The sequence below is a fragment of the Streptomyces sp. NPDC026062 genome (assembly GCF_055568375.1).
Window position 1 is genome coordinate 48935 of the sequence record NZ_JBVHOQ010000044.1, and the last position, 16130, is coordinate 65064.

The following is a 16130-nucleotide window of genomic DNA, read 5'->3' on the forward strand; positions in this document are numbered from 1 at the left end:
ACCGCTGCTCGTCACAACCCCCCTCACGCAGGAGAACCGCTGTGACCATCACCCCGCCCGCCCTCAGCGTCTTCGAAACACTGGAGTCCGAGGTACGGAGCTACTGCCGAGGCTGGCCCGCGGTCTTCGACCGTGCGCAGGGCGCCCGGCTGACCGACGAGGACGGCCACTCGTACCTCGACTTCTTCGCCGGAGCCGGGTCCCTCAACTACGGTCACAACAACCCGGTGCTGAAACGCGCGCTGATCGACTACATCGAGCGCGACGGCATCACCCACGGCCTCGACATGGCGACGACCGCCAAACGCGCCTTCCTCGAAACCTTCCAGAACGTCATCCTGCGGCCGCGCGACCTGCCGTACAAGGTGATGTTCCCCGGCCCGACAGGCACCAACGCCGTGGAGTCGGCGCTGAAGCTGGCCCGCAAGGTCAAGGGCCGCGAGTCCGTCGTCTCGTTCACCAACGCCTTCCACGGCATGTCGCTCGGCTCGCTGGCCGTCACCGGCAACGCCTTCAAGCGTGCCGGTGCCGGTATCCCGCTGGTGCACGGCACTCCGATGCCGTTCGACAACTACTTCGACGGCACCGTCCCGGACTTCCTCTGGTTCGAGCGGCTGCTGGAGGACCAGGGCTCCGGGCTCAACAAGCCCGCCGCCGTGATCGTGGAGACGGTCCAGGGCGAGGGCGGCGTCAACGTCGCCCGCGCCGAGTGGCTGCGCGCGCTCCAGGAGCTGTGCCACCGCCAGGACATGCTGCTGATCGTCGACGACATCCAGATGGGCTGTGGCCGCACCGGCCGCTTCTTCTCCTTCGAGGAAGCCGGCGTCACTCCGGACATCGTGACGCTGTCGAAGTCCATCAGCGGCTACGGACTGCCCATGTCGCTCTGCCTGTTCAAGCCCGAGCTGGACATCTGGGAGCCGGGCGAGCACAACGGCACCTTCCGGGGCAACAACCCGGCGTTCGTCACCGCCGCCGCCGCCCTCGACGCCTACTGGGCCGACGGCCAGATGGAGAAGCAGACGCTGGCCCGGGGCCAGCAGGTCGAACAGGCCCTGCTGGCGATCTGCGGCGAGCACGACAGCGCTCGGTTCCGGGGCCGCGGACTGGTGTGGGGCCTGGAGTTCGACGACCCGGCGCGCGCGTCGGCCGTGTGCGCCCGCGCGTTCGAACTGGGACTGCTCCTGGAGACGTCCGGCCCGCAGAGCGAGGTCGTCAAGCTGCTGCCGCCGCTGACCATCACACCCGAGGAGCTGGACGAGGGCCTGCGCACGCTGGCCCGCTGCGTCCGAGAGACCGCCTGACCGGGGGCCGCCCCGGGCGGGCCCGACGAGAGACACCGCAGAGAGAAAGGCACTGACCCACCGTGATCGTCCGATCGTTCAGTGACATCGAGAACACCGACCGGCATGTGAAGGCCGCCTCCGGGACCTGGGAGAGCAAGCGCATCCTGCTCGCCAAGGAGAAGGTGGGCTTCTCGCTCCACGAGACCACGATGTACGCCGGTACCGAGACGTCGATGTGGTACGCCAACCACATCGAGGCGGTCCTGTGTGTCGAGGGCGAGGCCGAGCTCACCAATGACGAGACCGGCGAGAAGCACTGGATCACTCCCGGCACGATGTACCTGCTCAACGGCCATGAGCACCACACCATGCGTCCCAAGACGGACTTCCGCTGTGTCTGTGTCTTCAACCCGCCCGTCACCGGACGGGAGGAGCATGACGAGAACGGTGTCTACCCGCTGCTGACCGAGGAGGGCTGAACCCCCATGACCACTGATGTACGAGCCGACCTCTACCCGTCGCGCGGCGCCGCCGAGATGACCACTCCCCGTCAGGACCCGGTCATCTGGTCCGCGCCGGGCGCACCGGGTCCGGTCGCCGCCAAGGAGCTCCAGGGCTTCGAACGCGACGGTTTCCTCACCGTCGACCAGCTGATCACCCCGGACGAGGTGGCCGGCTACCACGCCGAGCTGGAGCGGCTGATCGCCGATCCCTCGGTGCGGGCCGACGAGCGCTCGATCATCGAGCCGAAGTCGGACTCCGTACGGTCGGTCTTCGAGGTCCACCGGATCAGCGAGGTCTTCGCCCGGCTCGTCAGCGACGAACGCGTGGTGGGACGGGCCCGGCAGATCCTCGGCTCGGACGTGTACGTCCACCAGTCACGGATCAACGTCAAGCCCGGCTTCGGGGCCTCCGGCTTCTACTGGCACTCGGACTTCGAGACCTGGCACGCCGAGGACGGCCTGCCGAACATGCGGGCCGTGTCCGTGTCGATCGCGCTGACCGAGAACTACGACACCAACGGCGGGCTGATGATCATGCCCGGATCGCACAAGTCGTTCCTCGGCTGCGCGGGCGAGACGCCGAAGGACAACTACAAGAAGTCGCTGCGGATGCAGGACGCGGGCACCCCGTCGGACGGGGCGCTGACGAAGATGGCCGGCCGGCACGGCATCAAGCTCTTCACGGGCAAGGCCGGTTCGGCGACCTGGTTCGACTGCAACGCGATGCACGGGTCGGGCGACAACATCACCCCGTACCCGCGCAGCAACGTCTTCATCGTGTTCAACAGCGTGGAGAACACGGCCCAGGAGCCGTTCGCGGCGCCGGTCCGCCGCCCGGAGTTCATCGGGGCGCGTGACTTCACACCGGTGAGGTAGGGCCCGCACGGTGGTCATGGCGGGGGTGGGACGGGATGCCGTCCCACCCCCGCCTCCGTCGTTACCGGCTGGACCCGGCACCGGCCGGGCGAGAGAGTGGAGATCATGACTTCACATGTACACCACGTCACCGTCGACTGCGCCGACGCCTACGAACTCGCCACGTTCTGGGCCGAGGTGCTGGGCGCCTCCCTCGCCGACGACGACTTCCCCGGTGATCCCGAGGCGCTCGTCGAGACCCCTGGCTCCGCGCTGCTGTTCGTCACCGTGACCGACCCCAAGAGCGTCAAGAACCGCCTCCACCTCGACATCCAGCCGGACGACCGAACCCGGGACGAGGAGGTCGAGCGGCTGCTCGCCCTCGGCGCCACGCTCGTCGGTGACCACCGCAGACCGAACGGGCGGGGCTGGGTGACCCTGGCCGATCCGGAGGGCAACGAGTTCTGTGTGGAGTGCGGTGCGCGTGAGCGGGCGCTACTGGCCGGAACACGGCTGCCGGTCACCGCGGACGACGTGACATCGGCCCTCGCGCCGGCGGTGGCGGCGTTCAGGCAGTCACCGGCGGACGACTGGCGTGTCCCGGCGGGGACGCTCACCTGGGACTGCTGGGAGACCGTGGAGCATCTGAGCGACGACCTGTTCGCGTACGCCGTCCAACTGGGCGCGCCCGCACAGCCGTCGGGGACCGACGTGCCCTACCACTGGGCCCCCCGGCGCGAGGGCGGCCCGCACAACGCCGTCTTCGCGGACCCGGCAGCCGGCACGGACGGGCTGCTGCGGACGCTGGAGGCCAGCGGCGCGCTGCTGGCGGCGGTGGTGCGGACCACCCCTCCGGACGTCCGTTCCCACCATGTGTTCGGAGCCTCGGACGCGGAGGGCTTCGCCGCCATGGGCGTCGTGGAGACCCTGGTGCACGCGCACGACGTCGCCCAGGGGCTGGGCATCGGCTGGACCCCGCCGGACGAGCTGTGCGACCGGGTCCTGGCCAGGCTCTTCCCCGACGCCCCGGCGGACGAGGACCGGTGGGCCGTACTGCTCTGGTCCACCGGCCGTGCGGATCTGCCGGGCCGCGAGCGCGTGACCTCGTGGAAGTGGCACGGGGCCCCGCTGGAGGAGACCCAGGAGACCCCGCAGCCGTAGGGGGTTTCCCGGCCGGCGGAGGGGACACCCCCGGACGGCCGGAGGCTACGGGCCGGTTCGGGCCGGACCCCGCGGGCCCGGCCCGAACCTCACGGGCCTAACGGTGGGAGAACCAGCTCGCCGCCGGCAGCAGCCTCGTGTCGTATCCGAACAGCGCCTGGTTCTCCCAGGCGTTGCCGGACGCGGGATCGGCCGGGTCCCAGCCGCTGCCGCTGGCGGCGGTCCAGGCCGGCTCCCAGTACACGGCGCCCAGGCCCCGGCCACCCGGCACGGCTTCGACGACGTTCATCACGTCGCGAAGGTTCGCCGCCTGGCCGGCCGGGGTGGCGGGGTAGCCGCTGACGAGCTGGTCCGCGGTGGCGATGTTGTTCTCCAGGCCGTCGGCGTCGGCCAGGGTATGGGCGTAGGCCGTCTCGGCGATCATCACCGGCTTCCCGTACCGGGAGGCGGCGTCGTCGAGGTTGGTCTGGAGGTCGCTCAGCGGCCCGTGCCAGTAGCCGTAGTACGAGAGCGCGATGACGTCGAAGGGCACGCTGTACGCGACGGCGTTGTCGAACCACCAGCGGGTGCCGGCGTTGTCGCCGCCCTTGGCGAGGTGCAGGGCCACCTTCGTACCGGACGAGACGGCCTTGGCCGCGTTCGCGCCGGAGGTGAGCAGGCCGGCGAGCTGGGACCAGTGGTCGGTGGACCCCTCGGGCCAGAGGATTCCGGCGTTGGTCTCGTTGCCTATCTGCACCATGTCGGCGGTGGTGCCCTGCGCCTTGAGGGCGGCGAGGACGTCGTACGTGTGGTTGTAGACGTCCGTCCGCAGCTGCGCGTAGCCGTGTCCGGACCAGGCGGCGGGCTTGTTCTGCTTGCCGGGGTCGGCCCAGCTGTCGGAGTAGTGGAAGTCGATCAGCACCTTCATGCCCAGCGCCTTGGCGCGCTCGGCCATGGCCAGGACGTGGGTCCTGTCGTTGTAACCGTCGGCCGGGTTCACCCACACCTTGAGGCGGACGTAGTTCATCCCGGCGGACCGCAGGAGGCCCATCGCGTCCCCCGAGGTGCCGCTCGCACTGCGGTAGACGGCGCCGTGCGCCTCGTTCTTCGGGAGGGTGGAGAGGTCTCCGCCCTTCACGGTGAGCCCGGTGGTGCCCGGGGCGAAGGTGATGTCGTCGAAGTTGGCCCACTCCCCCGCGTGGGCGTCCGAGTTCAGGCTGATGGTGCAGGAACCGCCGGTGACCTTCACGGAGGTGACGAGGCGGATCCAGGCGCCGTTCGCGGTGGGCGGCAGGTCGGTCCGCTGTTCGGCGCTTCCGCAGTTGCGCAGGGCGAGGTACGCGGCGTTCTGGCCGCCGCCGGACCGCACCCAGGCACTCAGGGTGTACGTGCCGTCGGTGAGGCCGGTGAGGTACTGGTACGTCTCCACCTTGTAGGCGGACGCGGACCAGTGGCTGAGCCTGGTGGCGCCGCTGTGGCCGCCCGCCTCGGTGAAGGAGGCGGCGTTCTGCCCGGCGGCCGAGTACGTCGACCAGCCGGTGGCGCCCGATTCGAAACCGGTGTTGACCGGGGCGGTGGCGGCCGTGGCCGCCTGTGCGGGGAGTGCGGCCAGCAGCAGGCCGGACAGCGAGGCCGCCAGCACCGCCGCTCTCTTCTTGCCGTGCTTCGTTCCGTACATCGTCGATGTCCCTTCGACCGTGCGCGGGAGTTGCGTGGAGGGGGAGCGGTCGTGCGTCCTCAGCCGTCGAGGCGGACCACGCGGACGGCACCTGCCGGAACGGCGAGATGGCCGGTGGCCGGCTCTCCGGTGAGGAGTTCGGTACCGGGGGCGGCGAGCGGCACCTTCGTGTCGCCCCCGGTGTGGTTGATGACGAAGAGGTACGTGCCGCTGTCGCCGGTGCGGGTGACGGCCTCGACGTCGTACGGGAGGCCGGTGCGGGGGGCGATCCGGGCGTCCTCGCAGGCCCGGTCGAGGACGGCGTCCAGGCCGCTTCCGGTCAGCCGGGTGGAGACGTACCAGGCGGTGCCCTCGCCGAGGCGGTGCCGGGTGACGGCGGGCCGGCCCGCCGGGATGCCGTCGGCGTAGGACCACATGGTCTCGGCGCCGCGCGGGATCACCACGTCGGACCAGAGGTCACCGGTCAGCTCGGGCCCTTCGGGGGCGCCCTCGGGGGTGATCAGCCGGACCGTGCCGCCCTCGGCGAGCGGCGAGAACTCCTCGACCGTCAGCCCGAGAACGTCCCTGAGCGCGCCCGGGTACGCCCCGGGGTGCACGGCGTCGTCGGCGTCGACGATCCCGGAGAAGTACGAGACGACGAGGGTGCCGCCGCCCTCCACATAACGCCGGAGACTGCGGCCGGTCTCCTCGGTGGCCAGGTAGAGGGCCGGGACGACGACCAGGGGGTAGCCGGACAGGTCGGCGCCGGGGTGGGCGAAGTCGACGGTGAGGTGGCGGTCGTAGAGCGAGGCGTAGAAGGAGTCGGCGCGCTCGCGGGCGTCGTGGTCCTGGCTCGGGCGCCACTCCAGGGACTGGGCCCACCAGGACTCCCAGTCCCAGAGCATGGCGGCGCCGGCGACGGTCCGGGTGGTGCGGATCTCGTTCAGCAGCCCGATGTCGCCGCCCAGCCGGCAGACCTCGCGCCAGATCCGGGAGTCCGTGCCGGCGTGCGGGAGCATCGCCGAGTGGAACTTCTCCGCGCCGCGCAGGGACTGCCGCCACTGGAAGAACATCGCCCCCTCGGAGCCGCGTGCGACATGGGCGAGACTGTTGCGGGCCATCTCGCCGGGGCGCTTGGCGGGGTTGCGGGGCTGCCAGTTGACGCCGCCGGCGGAGTGCTCCAGGAGCAGCCAGGGGGCGCCGCCGGCGACCGAGCGGGTCAGGTCGGCGGCCATGGCGAGGTTGACATGGGTGCGGCGGCCGTCGGTGATCAGGTAGTGGTCGTTGGTGACGAGGTCGACCTCCCGTCCCCAGGCCCAGTAGTCCACCGAGTCGCACTGGCTGAGCGCGGTCATGAAGTTGGTGGTGACCGGGATGCCGGGGGCGAGCCGGTGCAGGATGTCGCGTTCCGCGCAGAAGTTCTCGCGCATGGTGGCGTCGGCGAAGCGGGCGTAGTCGAGCTGCTGGGCCGGGTTGCCGACGGTCGGAGTGGTGCGCGGCGGGTCGATCTCGTCGAGACCTCGGTAGCGCTGGCCCCAGAAGGCGGTGCCCCAGGCCCTGTTGACCTCCTCGGCCCCTCCGTGGCGGTCGGCGAGCCAGCGGCGGAAGTGGGCGGCGCAGCTGTCGCAGTAGCAGGCGCTGACCGGAACGCCGTACTCATTGTGTACGTGCCACAGGGCGAGGGCCGGATGGTTCGCGTACCGGAGGGCGAGCTGTTCGGTGATGTTCGCGGCGGCGGCCCGGTAGTCGGCGTTGCTGTGGCAGATCGCGCCGCGTGAACCGAAGGCGTACCGGACGCCGTCCCTGCTCAGCGGCAGGGCCTCGGGGTGGGCGCGGTAGAACCAGGCGGGCGGGGCGACGGTGGGGGTGCCGAGGTCGGCGCGGATGCCGTTGGCGTGCAGCAGGTCCAGGAGCCGGTCGAGCCAGCCGAAGTCGTATCTGCCGGGCTCGGGTTCCAGCAGCGCCCAGGAGAAGATCCCGACGCTGACCATGGTGACGCCAGCCTCCCGCATGAGGCGCATGTCCTCGGGCCAGACCTCCTCGGGCCACTGCTCGGGGTTGTAGTCGCCACCGAAGGCCAGCTGGTGCAGACCCTTCGGGGCACTCGCGCGAGGGGTGTGCGGCATGGGCGTCTCCTGAGCTCTTTGGTACAACTTCTGGGAACGTGCACACACACTCTCGGTGGCGCAGACCCAACATAACCGCACAGCAACAACCATTGACAAGTGTCGGTTTGGTTTCTCTACTGTGAACGCTCACAGCGCACATCAGCGCTGCACCCTCGCTTCTCGTCAGGGGAGACATCCATGAAGTACCGCATCGTCGCGGCGTCCACGGCCGCCATGCTCGCCGCCACCGCACTGCTCACGGGCTGCGGCTCGTCGGACGACGACGGCAGCGGCGACGGCCCGGCCGCCTCCGGCCCCGCATCGCTCACCTACTGGGCCTGGGCCCCCGGCCTGGACAAGGTCGCGGACATCTGGAACAAGGGCGAGGGCAAGAAGGCCGGGATCACGGTCACGGTGAAGAAGCAGGCGTCGGGCGACGACCTGGTCACCAAGATCATCACCGCGGCGAAGGCGCACAAGGCCCCCGACCTGGTACAGGCCGAGTACCAGGCACTCCCCACCCTGGTCTCCAACGACGTGCTGGCCGACATATCCAAGGAGGCGGGCGATGCGAAGGACAAGTTCGCCGAAGGTCTCTGGCAGCAGGCGACGCTGGGCTCGGACGCCCTCTACGCCCTGCCTCAGGACTCCGGCCCGCTGATGTTCTACTACCGCCAGGACCTGTTCAAGCAGTACGGCCTCTCCGTGCCCACGACCTGGGACGAGTTCGCCGAGACCGCCCGCGCCCTGAAGAAGAAGGCGCCGGACAAGGACCTCACCACCTTCTCCTCCAACGACTCCGGGCTCTTCTCGGGCCTCGCCCAGCAGGCCGGCGCCCAGTGGTGGACCACGTCCGGCGACACGTGGAAGGTCGCGATCGACGACCCGGCCACGCGGAAGGTCGCGAGCTTCTGGGGCGGACTGGTCAAGGAGGGCGCCATCGACAACCAGCCGATGTACACCCCGGCCTGGAACAAGGCGCTCAACACCGGCAAGCAGATCGCCTGGGTCAGCGCGGTCTGGGCTCCCGGGACGCTGACCACCGCGGCGCCCGGCACCGCGGGCAAGTGGGCCATGGCCCCGCTCCCCCAGTGGAAGTCCGGTGAGAGCGTCACGGGCAGCTGGGGCGGCTCCTCCACCGCGGTCACCAACGACTCGAAGCACAAGGGGGCCGCGGCGGCCTTCGCGAAGTGGCTGAACACCGACCCCGCCGCGCTCGCCGCACTGGTGAAGGAGAGCGGGATCTACCCCGCCGCCACGGCCGCCCAGACCGGTGGCGCCCTCGCAAAGCCCCCGGCCTACTTCTCCAACCAGCCGGACTTCTACACCGAGGCCGCCAAGATCGCCCAGGGCACCGCCCCGGCCGCCTGGGGCCCGAACGTGAACGTCGCGTACACCGCGTTCAAGGACAACTTCGCCACGGCCGCCAAGAACAAGTCGGACTTCGGGCCGGCTCTCACCGCGATGCAGGACGCCACCGTCGCCGACATGAAGAAGCAGGGCTTCGGAGTCTCCGAGTGACACGCGCACGCAGCCGGAAGGCGTACCGGGTCAAGAGCGCCCCGTACGCCTTCCTGATCCCCGCCACCGTGCTGTTCCTGCTCTTCTTCGCCCTGCCCATCGGCTACGCGCTCTACCTCAGCTTCCGGCGGACCGAGGTCAGCGGGCTGGGCCTGGGCAAGGGCGCCCGCCAGGAGATCTGGGCCGGGTTCGCCAACTACGCCGACGCGCTCTCGGACTCCGAGCTGCTTCACGGCGCGCTCCGCATCCTCGGCTACGGCGCGATCGTCGTACCGGTGATGCTGGGCCTCGCCCTGCTCTTCGCGCTGCTCCTGGACACCGAAGGGCTCCGGCTGCGCGGCTTCACCCGGCTGGCGATCTTCCTCCCGTACGCGATCCCGGGGGTCGTCGCCGCCCTGATGTGGGGCTTCCTCTATCTGCCCGACGTCAGCCCGTTCTACTTCGTACTGGACAAGGCGGGTCTGCCGCAGCCCGATCTGCTCGACGGCGGACCGCTCTACCTCGCGCTCGCCAACATCGCGGTCTGGGGCGGAACCGGCTTCAACATGATCGTGATCTACACCTCGCTGCGGTCGATCCCCGCCGAGATCTTCGAGGCGGCCCGTCTCGACGGCTGCTCGCAGTGGCAGACAGCGCTCCGGATCAAGATCCCGATGGTGGCGCCGTCGCTGGTGCTCACCTTCTTCTTCTCGATCATCGCGACCCTCCAGGTGTTCAGCGAGCCGACCACGCTGAAGCCGCTCACCAACTCCCTCTCCACCACCTGGAGTCCGCTGATGAAGGTCTACCAGGACGCCTTCGTCAACAACGACATCTACACGGCGGCCGCCCAGGCGGTCATCATCGCCGTCGTCACCCTGGCCCTGTCCTTCGGCTTCCTGAAGGCGGCCAACTCCCGTACGAAGCAGGGGGATGCCCAGTGACCACGACGCACCCGACCCCGAGGGCGGCGGCCCCCCGCCGGTTCGCCCTCGTGCCCACCGCGGCGCTGCTGCTCGGAGCCCTGTACTGCCTGCTGCCCGTCGCCTGGATCCTCGTCGCCTCGACCAAGTCGGGCAGCGAGCTGTTCTCCACCTTCACCTTCCTGCCCGGATCCGGTTTCGCGGAGAACGTCGCCGACCTCTCGGCGTACCGGGACGGCGTGTACTGGAAGTGGATGGCCAACTCGGCCTTCTACGCCGGTGTGGGGGCGCTGCTGTCCACGGGCGTCTCCGCCATGTCGGGGTACGCCCTGGCCGTGTACCGCTTCCGGGGCAGGGAGAGCATCTTCAACATCCTGCTCGCGGGGGTGCTGATGCCGCCGGTGATCCTCGCCGTACCGCAGTACCTGCTGATGGCGAAGGCCGATCTGACCGACTCCTACCTCTCGGTGATGCTGCCGGTGATCCTCTCCCCGTACGGCGTGTACCTCGCCCGGATCTACGCGGCGGCAGCCGTGCCCGGCGATGTCATCGAGGCCGGCCGGATGGACGGCGGCGGGGAGTGGCGGATCTTCCGGACCATCGCGCTGCCGATGATGCTGCCGGGCCTGGTGACCGTCTTCCTCTTCCAGTTCGTCGCGATCTGGAACAACTTCCTGCTGCCGTACATCATGCTCGGCGACGACGAGAAGTTCCCGGTCACACTGGGTCTCTTCACCCTGCTCCAGCAGGGCTCCAACACACCGGCGCTCTATACGCTGGTGATCACGGGGGCGCTGCTGGCGATCGTCCCGCTGATCGCCCTGTTCCTGGTCATCCAGCGGTTCTGGAGCCTCGACCTGCTCTCCGGGGCCGTAAAGTCCTGACGGGCGCCACCAGGAAGCCACTTGATGAAAGATCACGCACCATGAGCCGCACAGAACAGACCGGTACGGGACGCCGACGGCCGCCGACCATCCATGACGTGGCGCGGGAGGCCGGAGTCTCGCGCGGCACGGTCTCCCGGGTGCTGAACGGTGGTCACAACGTCAGCCCGGCCGCGCTCGACGCGGTCAACTCCGCCATCCGCAAGACCGGTTACACGGTGAACCGGCATGCCAGGTCGCTGATCACGGGCCGCTCCGACTCGGTGGCGTTCCTGCTCACCGAGCCCCAGGAACGGTTCTTCGAGGACCCGAACTTCAATGTGCTGCTGCGCGGCTGCACGAGTGCCCTCGCCGCGCACGACATCCCGCTGCTGCTGATGATCGCGGGTACGGAGGCAGAGCGCCGCCGGAACATGCGGTACATCGCCGGCCATGTGGACGGAGTGCTGCTGGTCTCCAGCCACTCGGGCGACCCGGTCGCCGCCCAGCTCCACGAGGCGGGCGTCCCCCTCGTCGCCTGCGGAAAGCCGCTCGGGCAGGGCTCGAAGCTCAGCTATGTGGCGGCCGACGACCGGGACGGCGCCCGGGACATGGTGCGTTTCCTGTACGAGTCGGGGCGCCGCCGGATCGGTACGGTCAGCGGCCCACTGGACACCCCGGGCGGCGTGGAGCGGCTGGCGGGCTACCGCGAGATGCTGGCCGACTGCGGGCTGCCCGCCGACGACGCGCTGATCGTGCCGGGCGACTACAGCCGGGCGGGCGGCGAGGCGGCCGCCGCGCTGCTGCTGGAGCGGGCCCCCGACCTGGACGCGGTGTTCGTCGCCTCGGACCTGATGGCGCAGGGGGTGCTCGCGGCGCTGGAGAAGGCGGGGCGCGCGGTGCCGCACGATGTCGCGGTGGGCGGTTTCGACGACTCCCCCGCGGCGCTCGCCTCCCGGCCGGCACTGACGACGATCAGGCAGCCGTGGGACCGGATCAGCGCCGAGATGGTACGGGTGCTGCTGGCCCAGATCGGCGGGGAGGACCCGGCCGCGGTGATCCTGCCCACCGAGCTCGTGCGCCGCGACTCGGCCTGACCGGGGCGGCCGGGGCACCTCCGCGAGCCACGGCCGCCGGCCCGGCCGGGGTGCCGCCGGCCCGGCCGGGGTGCCGCCGGCCCGGCCGGGGTGCCGCCGGCCCGGCCGGGGTGCCGCCGGCCCGGCCGGGGTGTCGCCGGCCCGGCCGGGGTGTCAGGCTCCCAGGACCGGGTAGTCCGTGTAGCCGCGGTGGTCGCCCCCGTAGAAGGTCGCCTTGTCCGCCGTGTTGAAGGGGCCGCCCGCCCGCAGCCGCTCCGGCAGGTCCGGGTTGGCCAGGAACAGCGCGCCGTAGGAGATGACATCGGCCACGCCCTGCTCGACCAGGGTCAGGGACTCGGGTCCGGTGGAGCCGTCGGTCGCCGGGTTGAGGACGACCGTGCCGTTGAACTCCTTGCTCAGCGCGGCAGTCAGCTCCCGGTCGTCCGCCTTGCTCTCGAGGATGTGCAGATAGGCCAGCCCGATCGGTGCGAGGGCCTGCACCAGTGCGCTGTAGGCGGCCTCGGGCGCGGGCTCGTCGATGTCGTTGAACGGGTTTCCGGGCGAGATCCGGATCGCGGTGCGCGCACCACCGATCTCGGCGGCGACGGCACGCGCGGTCTCGACGGCGAACCGGATGCGGCCCTCCGGGGAGCCGCCCCATTCGTCGGTGCGCAGATTGGAGTTGGGTGCCAGGAACTGGTGGATCAGATAGCCGTTGGCGCCGTGCAGCTCCACGCCGTCGAACCCGGCGTCCACCGCGTTGCGGGCGGCGGTCACGAAGTCGGCGATCGTCGCCCGTACCTCGTCGCCGGTCAGCTCGCGCGGGGTGACGAAGTCCTTCGGACCCTCCTGGGTGAAGACCTGCCCCGCCGCCGCGACCGGGGAGGCGCCGACCGGGGTGAGCCCGTCGGGCAGCAGGACCGGGTGGCCTATCCGGCCGGCGTGCATGAGCTGGGCGAAGATCGTGCCGCCCTTGGCGTGCACGGCGTCCGTGACCCCGCGCCAGCCTGCCACCTGCTCCGCGCTGTGCAGGCCGGGGGTGTTGGGGTAGCCCTGGCCGACGGCCGAGGGCTGGACGCCCTCGGTGATGAGGAGTCCGGCGGAGGCGCGCTGGGCGTAGTACTCGGCGGTCAGCTCCGTCGGCGTGCCGCCCGCACCGGCCCGGTTGCGGGTCATCGGCGCCAGGGCGATGCGGTTGGCGAGCTGCGCGCCGGCCAGGTCGAACGGGTCGAATGCGGTGGTCATGGACAGCCTCCGAAGACAATATGTGGTCGGCCAATCAAAACCGTGTGGCCGGCCAAGTATCTGCGACGAGCGCCACTGTAGCGTATTGATTGGCCGGCCAAGGTAAAGTCGGAAGGAACCGCACAAGGCGGCCGGAGAACGGCCCCGCCCCCACCCGAGGAGCCCCGATGACGTCCGATCCCGCCTGTACCGAGCTGCCCAGCGCCGCGCGCGGCGGACCGGTCAGCCATGCCGTGTCACGGGTCGCACGGCTCCACCGGATCGCGGCGGGCAAGCTGCTCAAGGGCGCGGACCTCTACCCCGGCCAGGAGTTCCTGATGATGTACCTCTGGGACGCCGGGGCGGTCCGCCAGTCCGAGGTGATCAAGGCGGTCGGCCTGGACCCCTCCACCGTCACGAAGATGCTCCAGCGCCTGGAACAGTCCGGGCACGTCCGCCGCAGCCCCGACCCGGCCGACCGCAGGGCCGTGCTGGTCGAGGCCACCGACAACAGCTGCGCCCTGCTCTCCGACGTGGAGCGGGCCTGGACGAATCTGGAGGAGCACACACTCGCGGGCCTGGACGGGGACGAACGCAAGGAGCTGGCCCGGCTGCTGGCCAGGGTCGAGGAGAACCTCTGCCGGGAGGCGGCGGACTGCCCGGGGCAGGGCTGAGCCTCAGCCCCCGAGCACGTCCAGGGCGCGGTCCACATCGGCCTCGGTGTTGTAGAGATGGAAGGCCGCCCGCAGATTGCCGGCCCGGTCGGAGACCATCACCCCGGCCCGCCCCAGCGCCTGCGCCCGGTCGCCGAGTCCCGGCACGCCGACCACGGCCGTCCCGCCCGGTACGGCCTCGTGTCCCAGCCCGGCGAGACCGGCCCTGAAGCGGGCCGCCAGCCCGGTGGCATGGCCATGGAGGGCGTCGATGCCGATCTCGTTCAGCAGCGCGAGGGATTGCTCGGCACCGTGGTACGAGAGGAACGCGGGCGGCTCGTCGTAGCGGCGGGCGCTGGAGGCGAGCCGCGCGACCGGGCCGTAGGTGCTGCCCCAGGGGTCCTCGGCCGCGGCCCAGCCGGCGAAGACCGGCGGCAGCGACTCCTGCGCCGCCTCGGTGACCGTGAGGAACGACGCGCCTCGCGGGCAGAGCAGAAACTTGTAGCCGCCGACGACCGTGTAGTCGTACGCCCCGGCATCGAGCGGCAGCCAGCCCGCGGACTGGGTGGCGTCCAGCAGCGTACGCGCCCCGTGGGCGGCGGCCGCGGCGCGCACCGCGTCCAGATCGGCGAGCCGGCCGTCGGCGGACTGTACCGACGAGAAGGCGACGAGCGCGGTCCCGGGGCGCACCGCGTCGGCCAGCTCCGCCAGCGGGACGTACCGCATCCGCAGGTCGCCGCGTACCGCGAAGGGAGTGACGACCGAGCTGAACTCCCCCTCGGGGGCCAGCACCTCGGCTCCGGCCGGCAGCGAGCAGGCGATCAGCCCGACATGGCCGGCGACCGAGCTGCCGACGGCGACCCGGCCCGCGCCGACACCGGCGAGACGGGCGAAACCCTCCCTGGCCCCGTCCACCGCCTCGAAATCGCCCGCCCCGTTCCGGCGGCCCGTGGCGATCCCCTCGGCCAGGGCCCTCACCGCGTCGATGGTGCGGCGGGGCAGCAGTCCGCAGCTGGAGGTGTTGAGGTAGGCGGTCTCCGGCGCGAACTCGGCAGCCACCGCACGGCTGAGCGAAGAGATCATCATGGGCCCAGCCTGAATCCCCCTTAACTCATAGTCAATCGCCACGAGTCAAGGGGTACACCCAAGCAATGCTTATCAGTGCAGGTGCAGGCGGTCAGGCGCCGCAGATCCGCGCAGGTGCAGACGGGTTACATATCCGCGCAGATACGGGCAATATGCATTGCTCGTCCGTGCGGGCGCGGGCGGTCAGGCGTTGCTTCCGGCCTGCGGAACCTCGCATGCTCCCTCGGCGTCGCAGGCTGCCGCGTCCCCGCCGATCGCGGTCAGCGGGCGGTCCTTCCACGCCTGCTCAAGCGCCTGGGCGAAGACCTCGGCGGGCTGGCCGCCGGAAATCCCGTAACGGCGGTCGAGCACGAAGAACGGCACCGCGTCGGCACCCAGTTCGGACGCCTCCTGCTCATCGGCCCGCACCTCGGCCGCGTACGCCTGCGGGTCGGCGAGCACCGCGCGGGCCTCGGCGGCGTCGAGACCGGCCTCGACGGCCAGTTCGACCAGCACCTCGTCGTCGTAGACGGAACGCTCCTCGGCGAAGTTGGCCCGGTAGGCCAGGCTCAGCAGCTCGTCCTGACGGCCACGGGCCTTCGCCAGGTGGAGCAGCCGGTGGATGTCGAAGGTGCTGCCGTGATCACGGCCCTCGGTGCGGTAGCCGAGGCCTTCGGCCTGCGCGTTGGCCGCGACGTTCGCCTCCATCGACCGGGCTTCCTCACGGGTGCGCCCGTACTTCTGCGCCAGCATGTCGATGACCTGCGCCGTGTCGCCCTTGGCGCGCCCGGGGTCGAGCTCGAAGGAGCGGTGGACCACCTCGACCTCGTCGCGGTGGGCGAAGCCTGCCAGGCCCTTCTCGAACCGGGCCTTGCCGATGTAGCACCACGGGCACCCATGGACCAACGGAGCCACACCGCTCTGACCAGGGGTTTTACCGATTCTCTCGGGTTTTCGCTTAACGGGCTCGCTCGTGAACGCCGGAGACGCACGGCCAACCCCTACGCCGGAGCGGTCCGACTTCGGCGAACGGATGACCATGGAACGGGACGACCTCCCCGCGCTGCGCGCACTCGGATTCGATGACGACGAACTTAAAGAACTTGGACTCTGGATTCCGGCGGTGGGCGCACCCGCCGACTTGGCAGAGATGTACATCCGCCGCAGCAAGAAGAAGGATTCACTATTGATCAGAAACTCATTGGGTTCACTCGTCGAGGACGTATCGGACGTGCGGGGCTTTGAAGTAGCCGGTGACGATGTGGGGCTGGCGCTGT

15 protein-coding genes are annotated in these 16130 nt (G+C 70.4%); 10 read left to right on the forward strand and 5 right to left on the reverse strand.

What is annotated here, in order from left to right:
* The first annotated feature begins 41 nt into the window (after positions 1-41).
* The 4 genes from ectB to ACZ4LX_RS31230 all read left to right on the forward strand — a co-directional run bounded on the left by ectB (position 42) and on the right by ACZ4LX_RS31230 (position 3805).
* Entirely contained in the window at positions 42-1304 is a 1263-nt protein-coding gene (ectB, locus tag ACZ4LX_RS31215; RefSeq protein ID WP_467650220.1) for a diaminobutyrate--2-oxoglutarate transaminase, read from the forward strand.
* Positions 1305-1366: 62 nt separating this feature from the next.
* On the forward strand, positions 1367-1765 hold the full coding sequence (locus tag ACZ4LX_RS31220; protein WP_148015956.1) for an ectoine synthase: 399 nt from the start codon (positions 1367-1369) through the stop codon (positions 1763-1765).
* A 6-nt stretch (positions 1766-1771) separates the two neighbouring features.
* Complete coding sequence (gene thpD / locus ACZ4LX_RS31225; RefSeq protein ID WP_467650219.1) at positions 1772-2665, forward strand: ectoine hydroxylase; 894 nt, start codon at positions 1772-1774, stop codon at positions 2663-2665.
* 105 nt (positions 2666-2770) lie between these two features.
* Positions 2771-3805 carry a VOC family protein gene (locus ACZ4LX_RS31230; protein ID WP_467650218.1) on the forward strand — a complete coding sequence of 345 codons (1035 nt, stop codon included), beginning with the start codon at positions 2771-2773 and terminating at the stop codon, positions 3803-3805.
* Between the two features lie 97 nt (positions 3806-3902).
* Here the strand turns inward: ACZ4LX_RS31230 and ACZ4LX_RS31235 are convergent, their stop codons facing one another.
* Positions 3903-5462 (reverse strand): glycoside hydrolase family 53 protein, encoded by a 1560-nt coding sequence (locus ACZ4LX_RS31235; RefSeq protein ID WP_467650217.1) that lies wholly within the window; start codon positions 5460-5462, stop codon positions 3903-3905.
* Between the two features lie 59 nt (positions 5463-5521).
* Positions 5522-7567: a beta-galactosidase gene (locus tag ACZ4LX_RS31240; RefSeq protein WP_467650216.1), complete on the reverse strand. Its 2046-nt coding sequence runs from the start codon at positions 7565-7567 to the stop codon at positions 5522-5524.
* A 180-nt stretch (positions 7568-7747) separates the two neighbouring features.
* Here ACZ4LX_RS31240 and ACZ4LX_RS31245 point away from each other — a divergent pair, with 180 nt between their 5' ends.
* Genes ACZ4LX_RS31245 through ACZ4LX_RS31260 form a run of 4 tightly spaced genes read left to right on the forward strand, consistent with a single transcriptional unit; the run spans position 7748 to position 11932 of the window.
* Positions 7748-9070 carry an extracellular solute-binding protein gene (locus tag ACZ4LX_RS31245; RefSeq protein WP_467650215.1) on the forward strand — a complete coding sequence of 441 codons (1323 nt, stop codon included), beginning with the start codon at positions 7748-7750 and terminating at the stop codon, positions 9068-9070.
* A complete protein-coding gene (locus ACZ4LX_RS31250) occupies positions 9067-9993 on the forward strand; it encodes a carbohydrate ABC transporter permease (protein ID WP_467650214.1) in 927 nt (308 codons plus the stop codon). The genes ACZ4LX_RS31245 and ACZ4LX_RS31250 overlap by 4 nt, the downstream gene beginning before the upstream one ends.
* A complete protein-coding gene (locus tag ACZ4LX_RS31255; RefSeq protein ID WP_467650213.1) occupies positions 9990-10856 on the forward strand; it encodes a carbohydrate ABC transporter permease in 867 nt (288 codons plus the stop codon). Before ACZ4LX_RS31250 ends, ACZ4LX_RS31255 begins: the two co-directional genes overlap by 4 nt.
* A gap of 41 nt (positions 10857-10897) precedes the next feature.
* A complete protein-coding gene (locus ACZ4LX_RS31260) occupies positions 10898-11932 on the forward strand; it encodes a LacI family DNA-binding transcriptional regulator (protein ID WP_467650212.1) in 1035 nt (344 codons plus the stop codon).
* 153 nt (positions 11933-12085) lie between these two features.
* On the opposite strand, the gene ACZ4LX_RS31265 is transcribed toward ACZ4LX_RS31260, so the two are convergent.
* A complete protein-coding gene (locus tag ACZ4LX_RS31265) occupies positions 12086-13156 on the reverse strand; it encodes an alkene reductase (RefSeq protein WP_467650211.1) in 1071 nt (356 codons plus the stop codon).
* Positions 13157-13323: 167 nt separating this feature from the next.
* Here ACZ4LX_RS31265 and ACZ4LX_RS31270 point away from each other — a divergent pair, with 167 nt between their 5' ends.
* Positions 13324-13809 carry a MarR family winged helix-turn-helix transcriptional regulator gene (locus ACZ4LX_RS31270; RefSeq protein ID WP_467650210.1) on the forward strand — a complete coding sequence of 162 codons (486 nt, stop codon included), beginning with the start codon at positions 13324-13326 and terminating at the stop codon, positions 13807-13809.
* Positions 13810-13812: 3 nt separating this feature from the next.
* Here the strand turns inward: ACZ4LX_RS31270 and ACZ4LX_RS31275 are convergent, their stop codons facing one another.
* Both ACZ4LX_RS31275 and ACZ4LX_RS31280 read right to left on the reverse strand, forming a co-directional pair.
* Positions 13813-14874 carry an aminotransferase class V-fold PLP-dependent enzyme gene (locus tag ACZ4LX_RS31275; RefSeq protein ID WP_467650209.1) on the reverse strand — a complete coding sequence of 354 codons (1062 nt, stop codon included), beginning with the start codon at positions 14872-14874 and terminating at the stop codon, positions 13813-13815.
* 183 nt (positions 14875-15057) lie between these two features.
* On the reverse strand, positions 15058-15768 hold the full coding sequence (locus ACZ4LX_RS31280) for a DsbA family oxidoreductase (protein WP_467650208.1): 711 nt from the start codon (positions 15766-15768) through the stop codon (positions 15058-15060).
* Between the two features lie 124 nt (positions 15769-15892).
* On the opposite strand from ACZ4LX_RS31280, the gene ACZ4LX_RS31285 reads away from it, so the two are divergent.
* Positions 15893-16130, forward strand: a 238-nt coding sequence (locus tag ACZ4LX_RS31285) for a hypothetical protein (protein WP_467650207.1), incomplete at its 3' end; no start/stop codon positions are given.

Bases quoted from the DNA above. Each gene is read 5' to 3' on its own strand.
- ACZ4LX_RS31265 (WP_467650211.1), bottom strand. From the start codon at position 13,156: ATGACCACCGCATTCGACCCGTTCGACCTGGCCGGCGCGCAGCTCGCC.
- ACZ4LX_RS31235 (WP_467650217.1), bottom strand. From the start codon at position 5,462: ATGTACGGAACGAAGCACGGCAAGAAGAGAGCGGCGGTGCTGGCGGCC.
- ACZ4LX_RS31275 (WP_467650209.1), bottom strand. From the start codon at position 14,874: ATGATGATCTCTTCGCTCAGCCGTGCGGTGGCTGCCGAGTTCGCGCCG.
- thpD (WP_467650219.1), top strand. From the start codon at position 1,772: ATGACCACTGATGTACGAGCCGACCTCTACCCGTCGCGCGGCGCCGCC.
- ACZ4LX_RS31270 (WP_467650210.1), top strand. From the start codon at position 13,324: ATGACGTCCGATCCCGCCTGTACCGAGCTGCCCAGCGCCGCGCGCGGC.
- ACZ4LX_RS31230 (WP_467650218.1), top strand. From the start codon at position 2,771: ATGACTTCACATGTACACCACGTCACCGTCGACTGCGCCGACGCCTAC.
- ACZ4LX_RS31240 (WP_467650216.1), bottom strand. From the start codon at position 7,567: ATGCCGCACACCCCTCGCGCGAGTGCCCCGAAGGGTCTGCACCAGCTG.
- ACZ4LX_RS31260 (WP_467650212.1), top strand. From the start codon at position 10,898: ATGAGCCGCACAGAACAGACCGGTACGGGACGCCGACGGCCGCCGACC.
- ACZ4LX_RS31245 (WP_467650215.1), top strand. From the start codon at position 7,748: ATGAAGTACCGCATCGTCGCGGCGTCCACGGCCGCCATGCTCGCCGCC.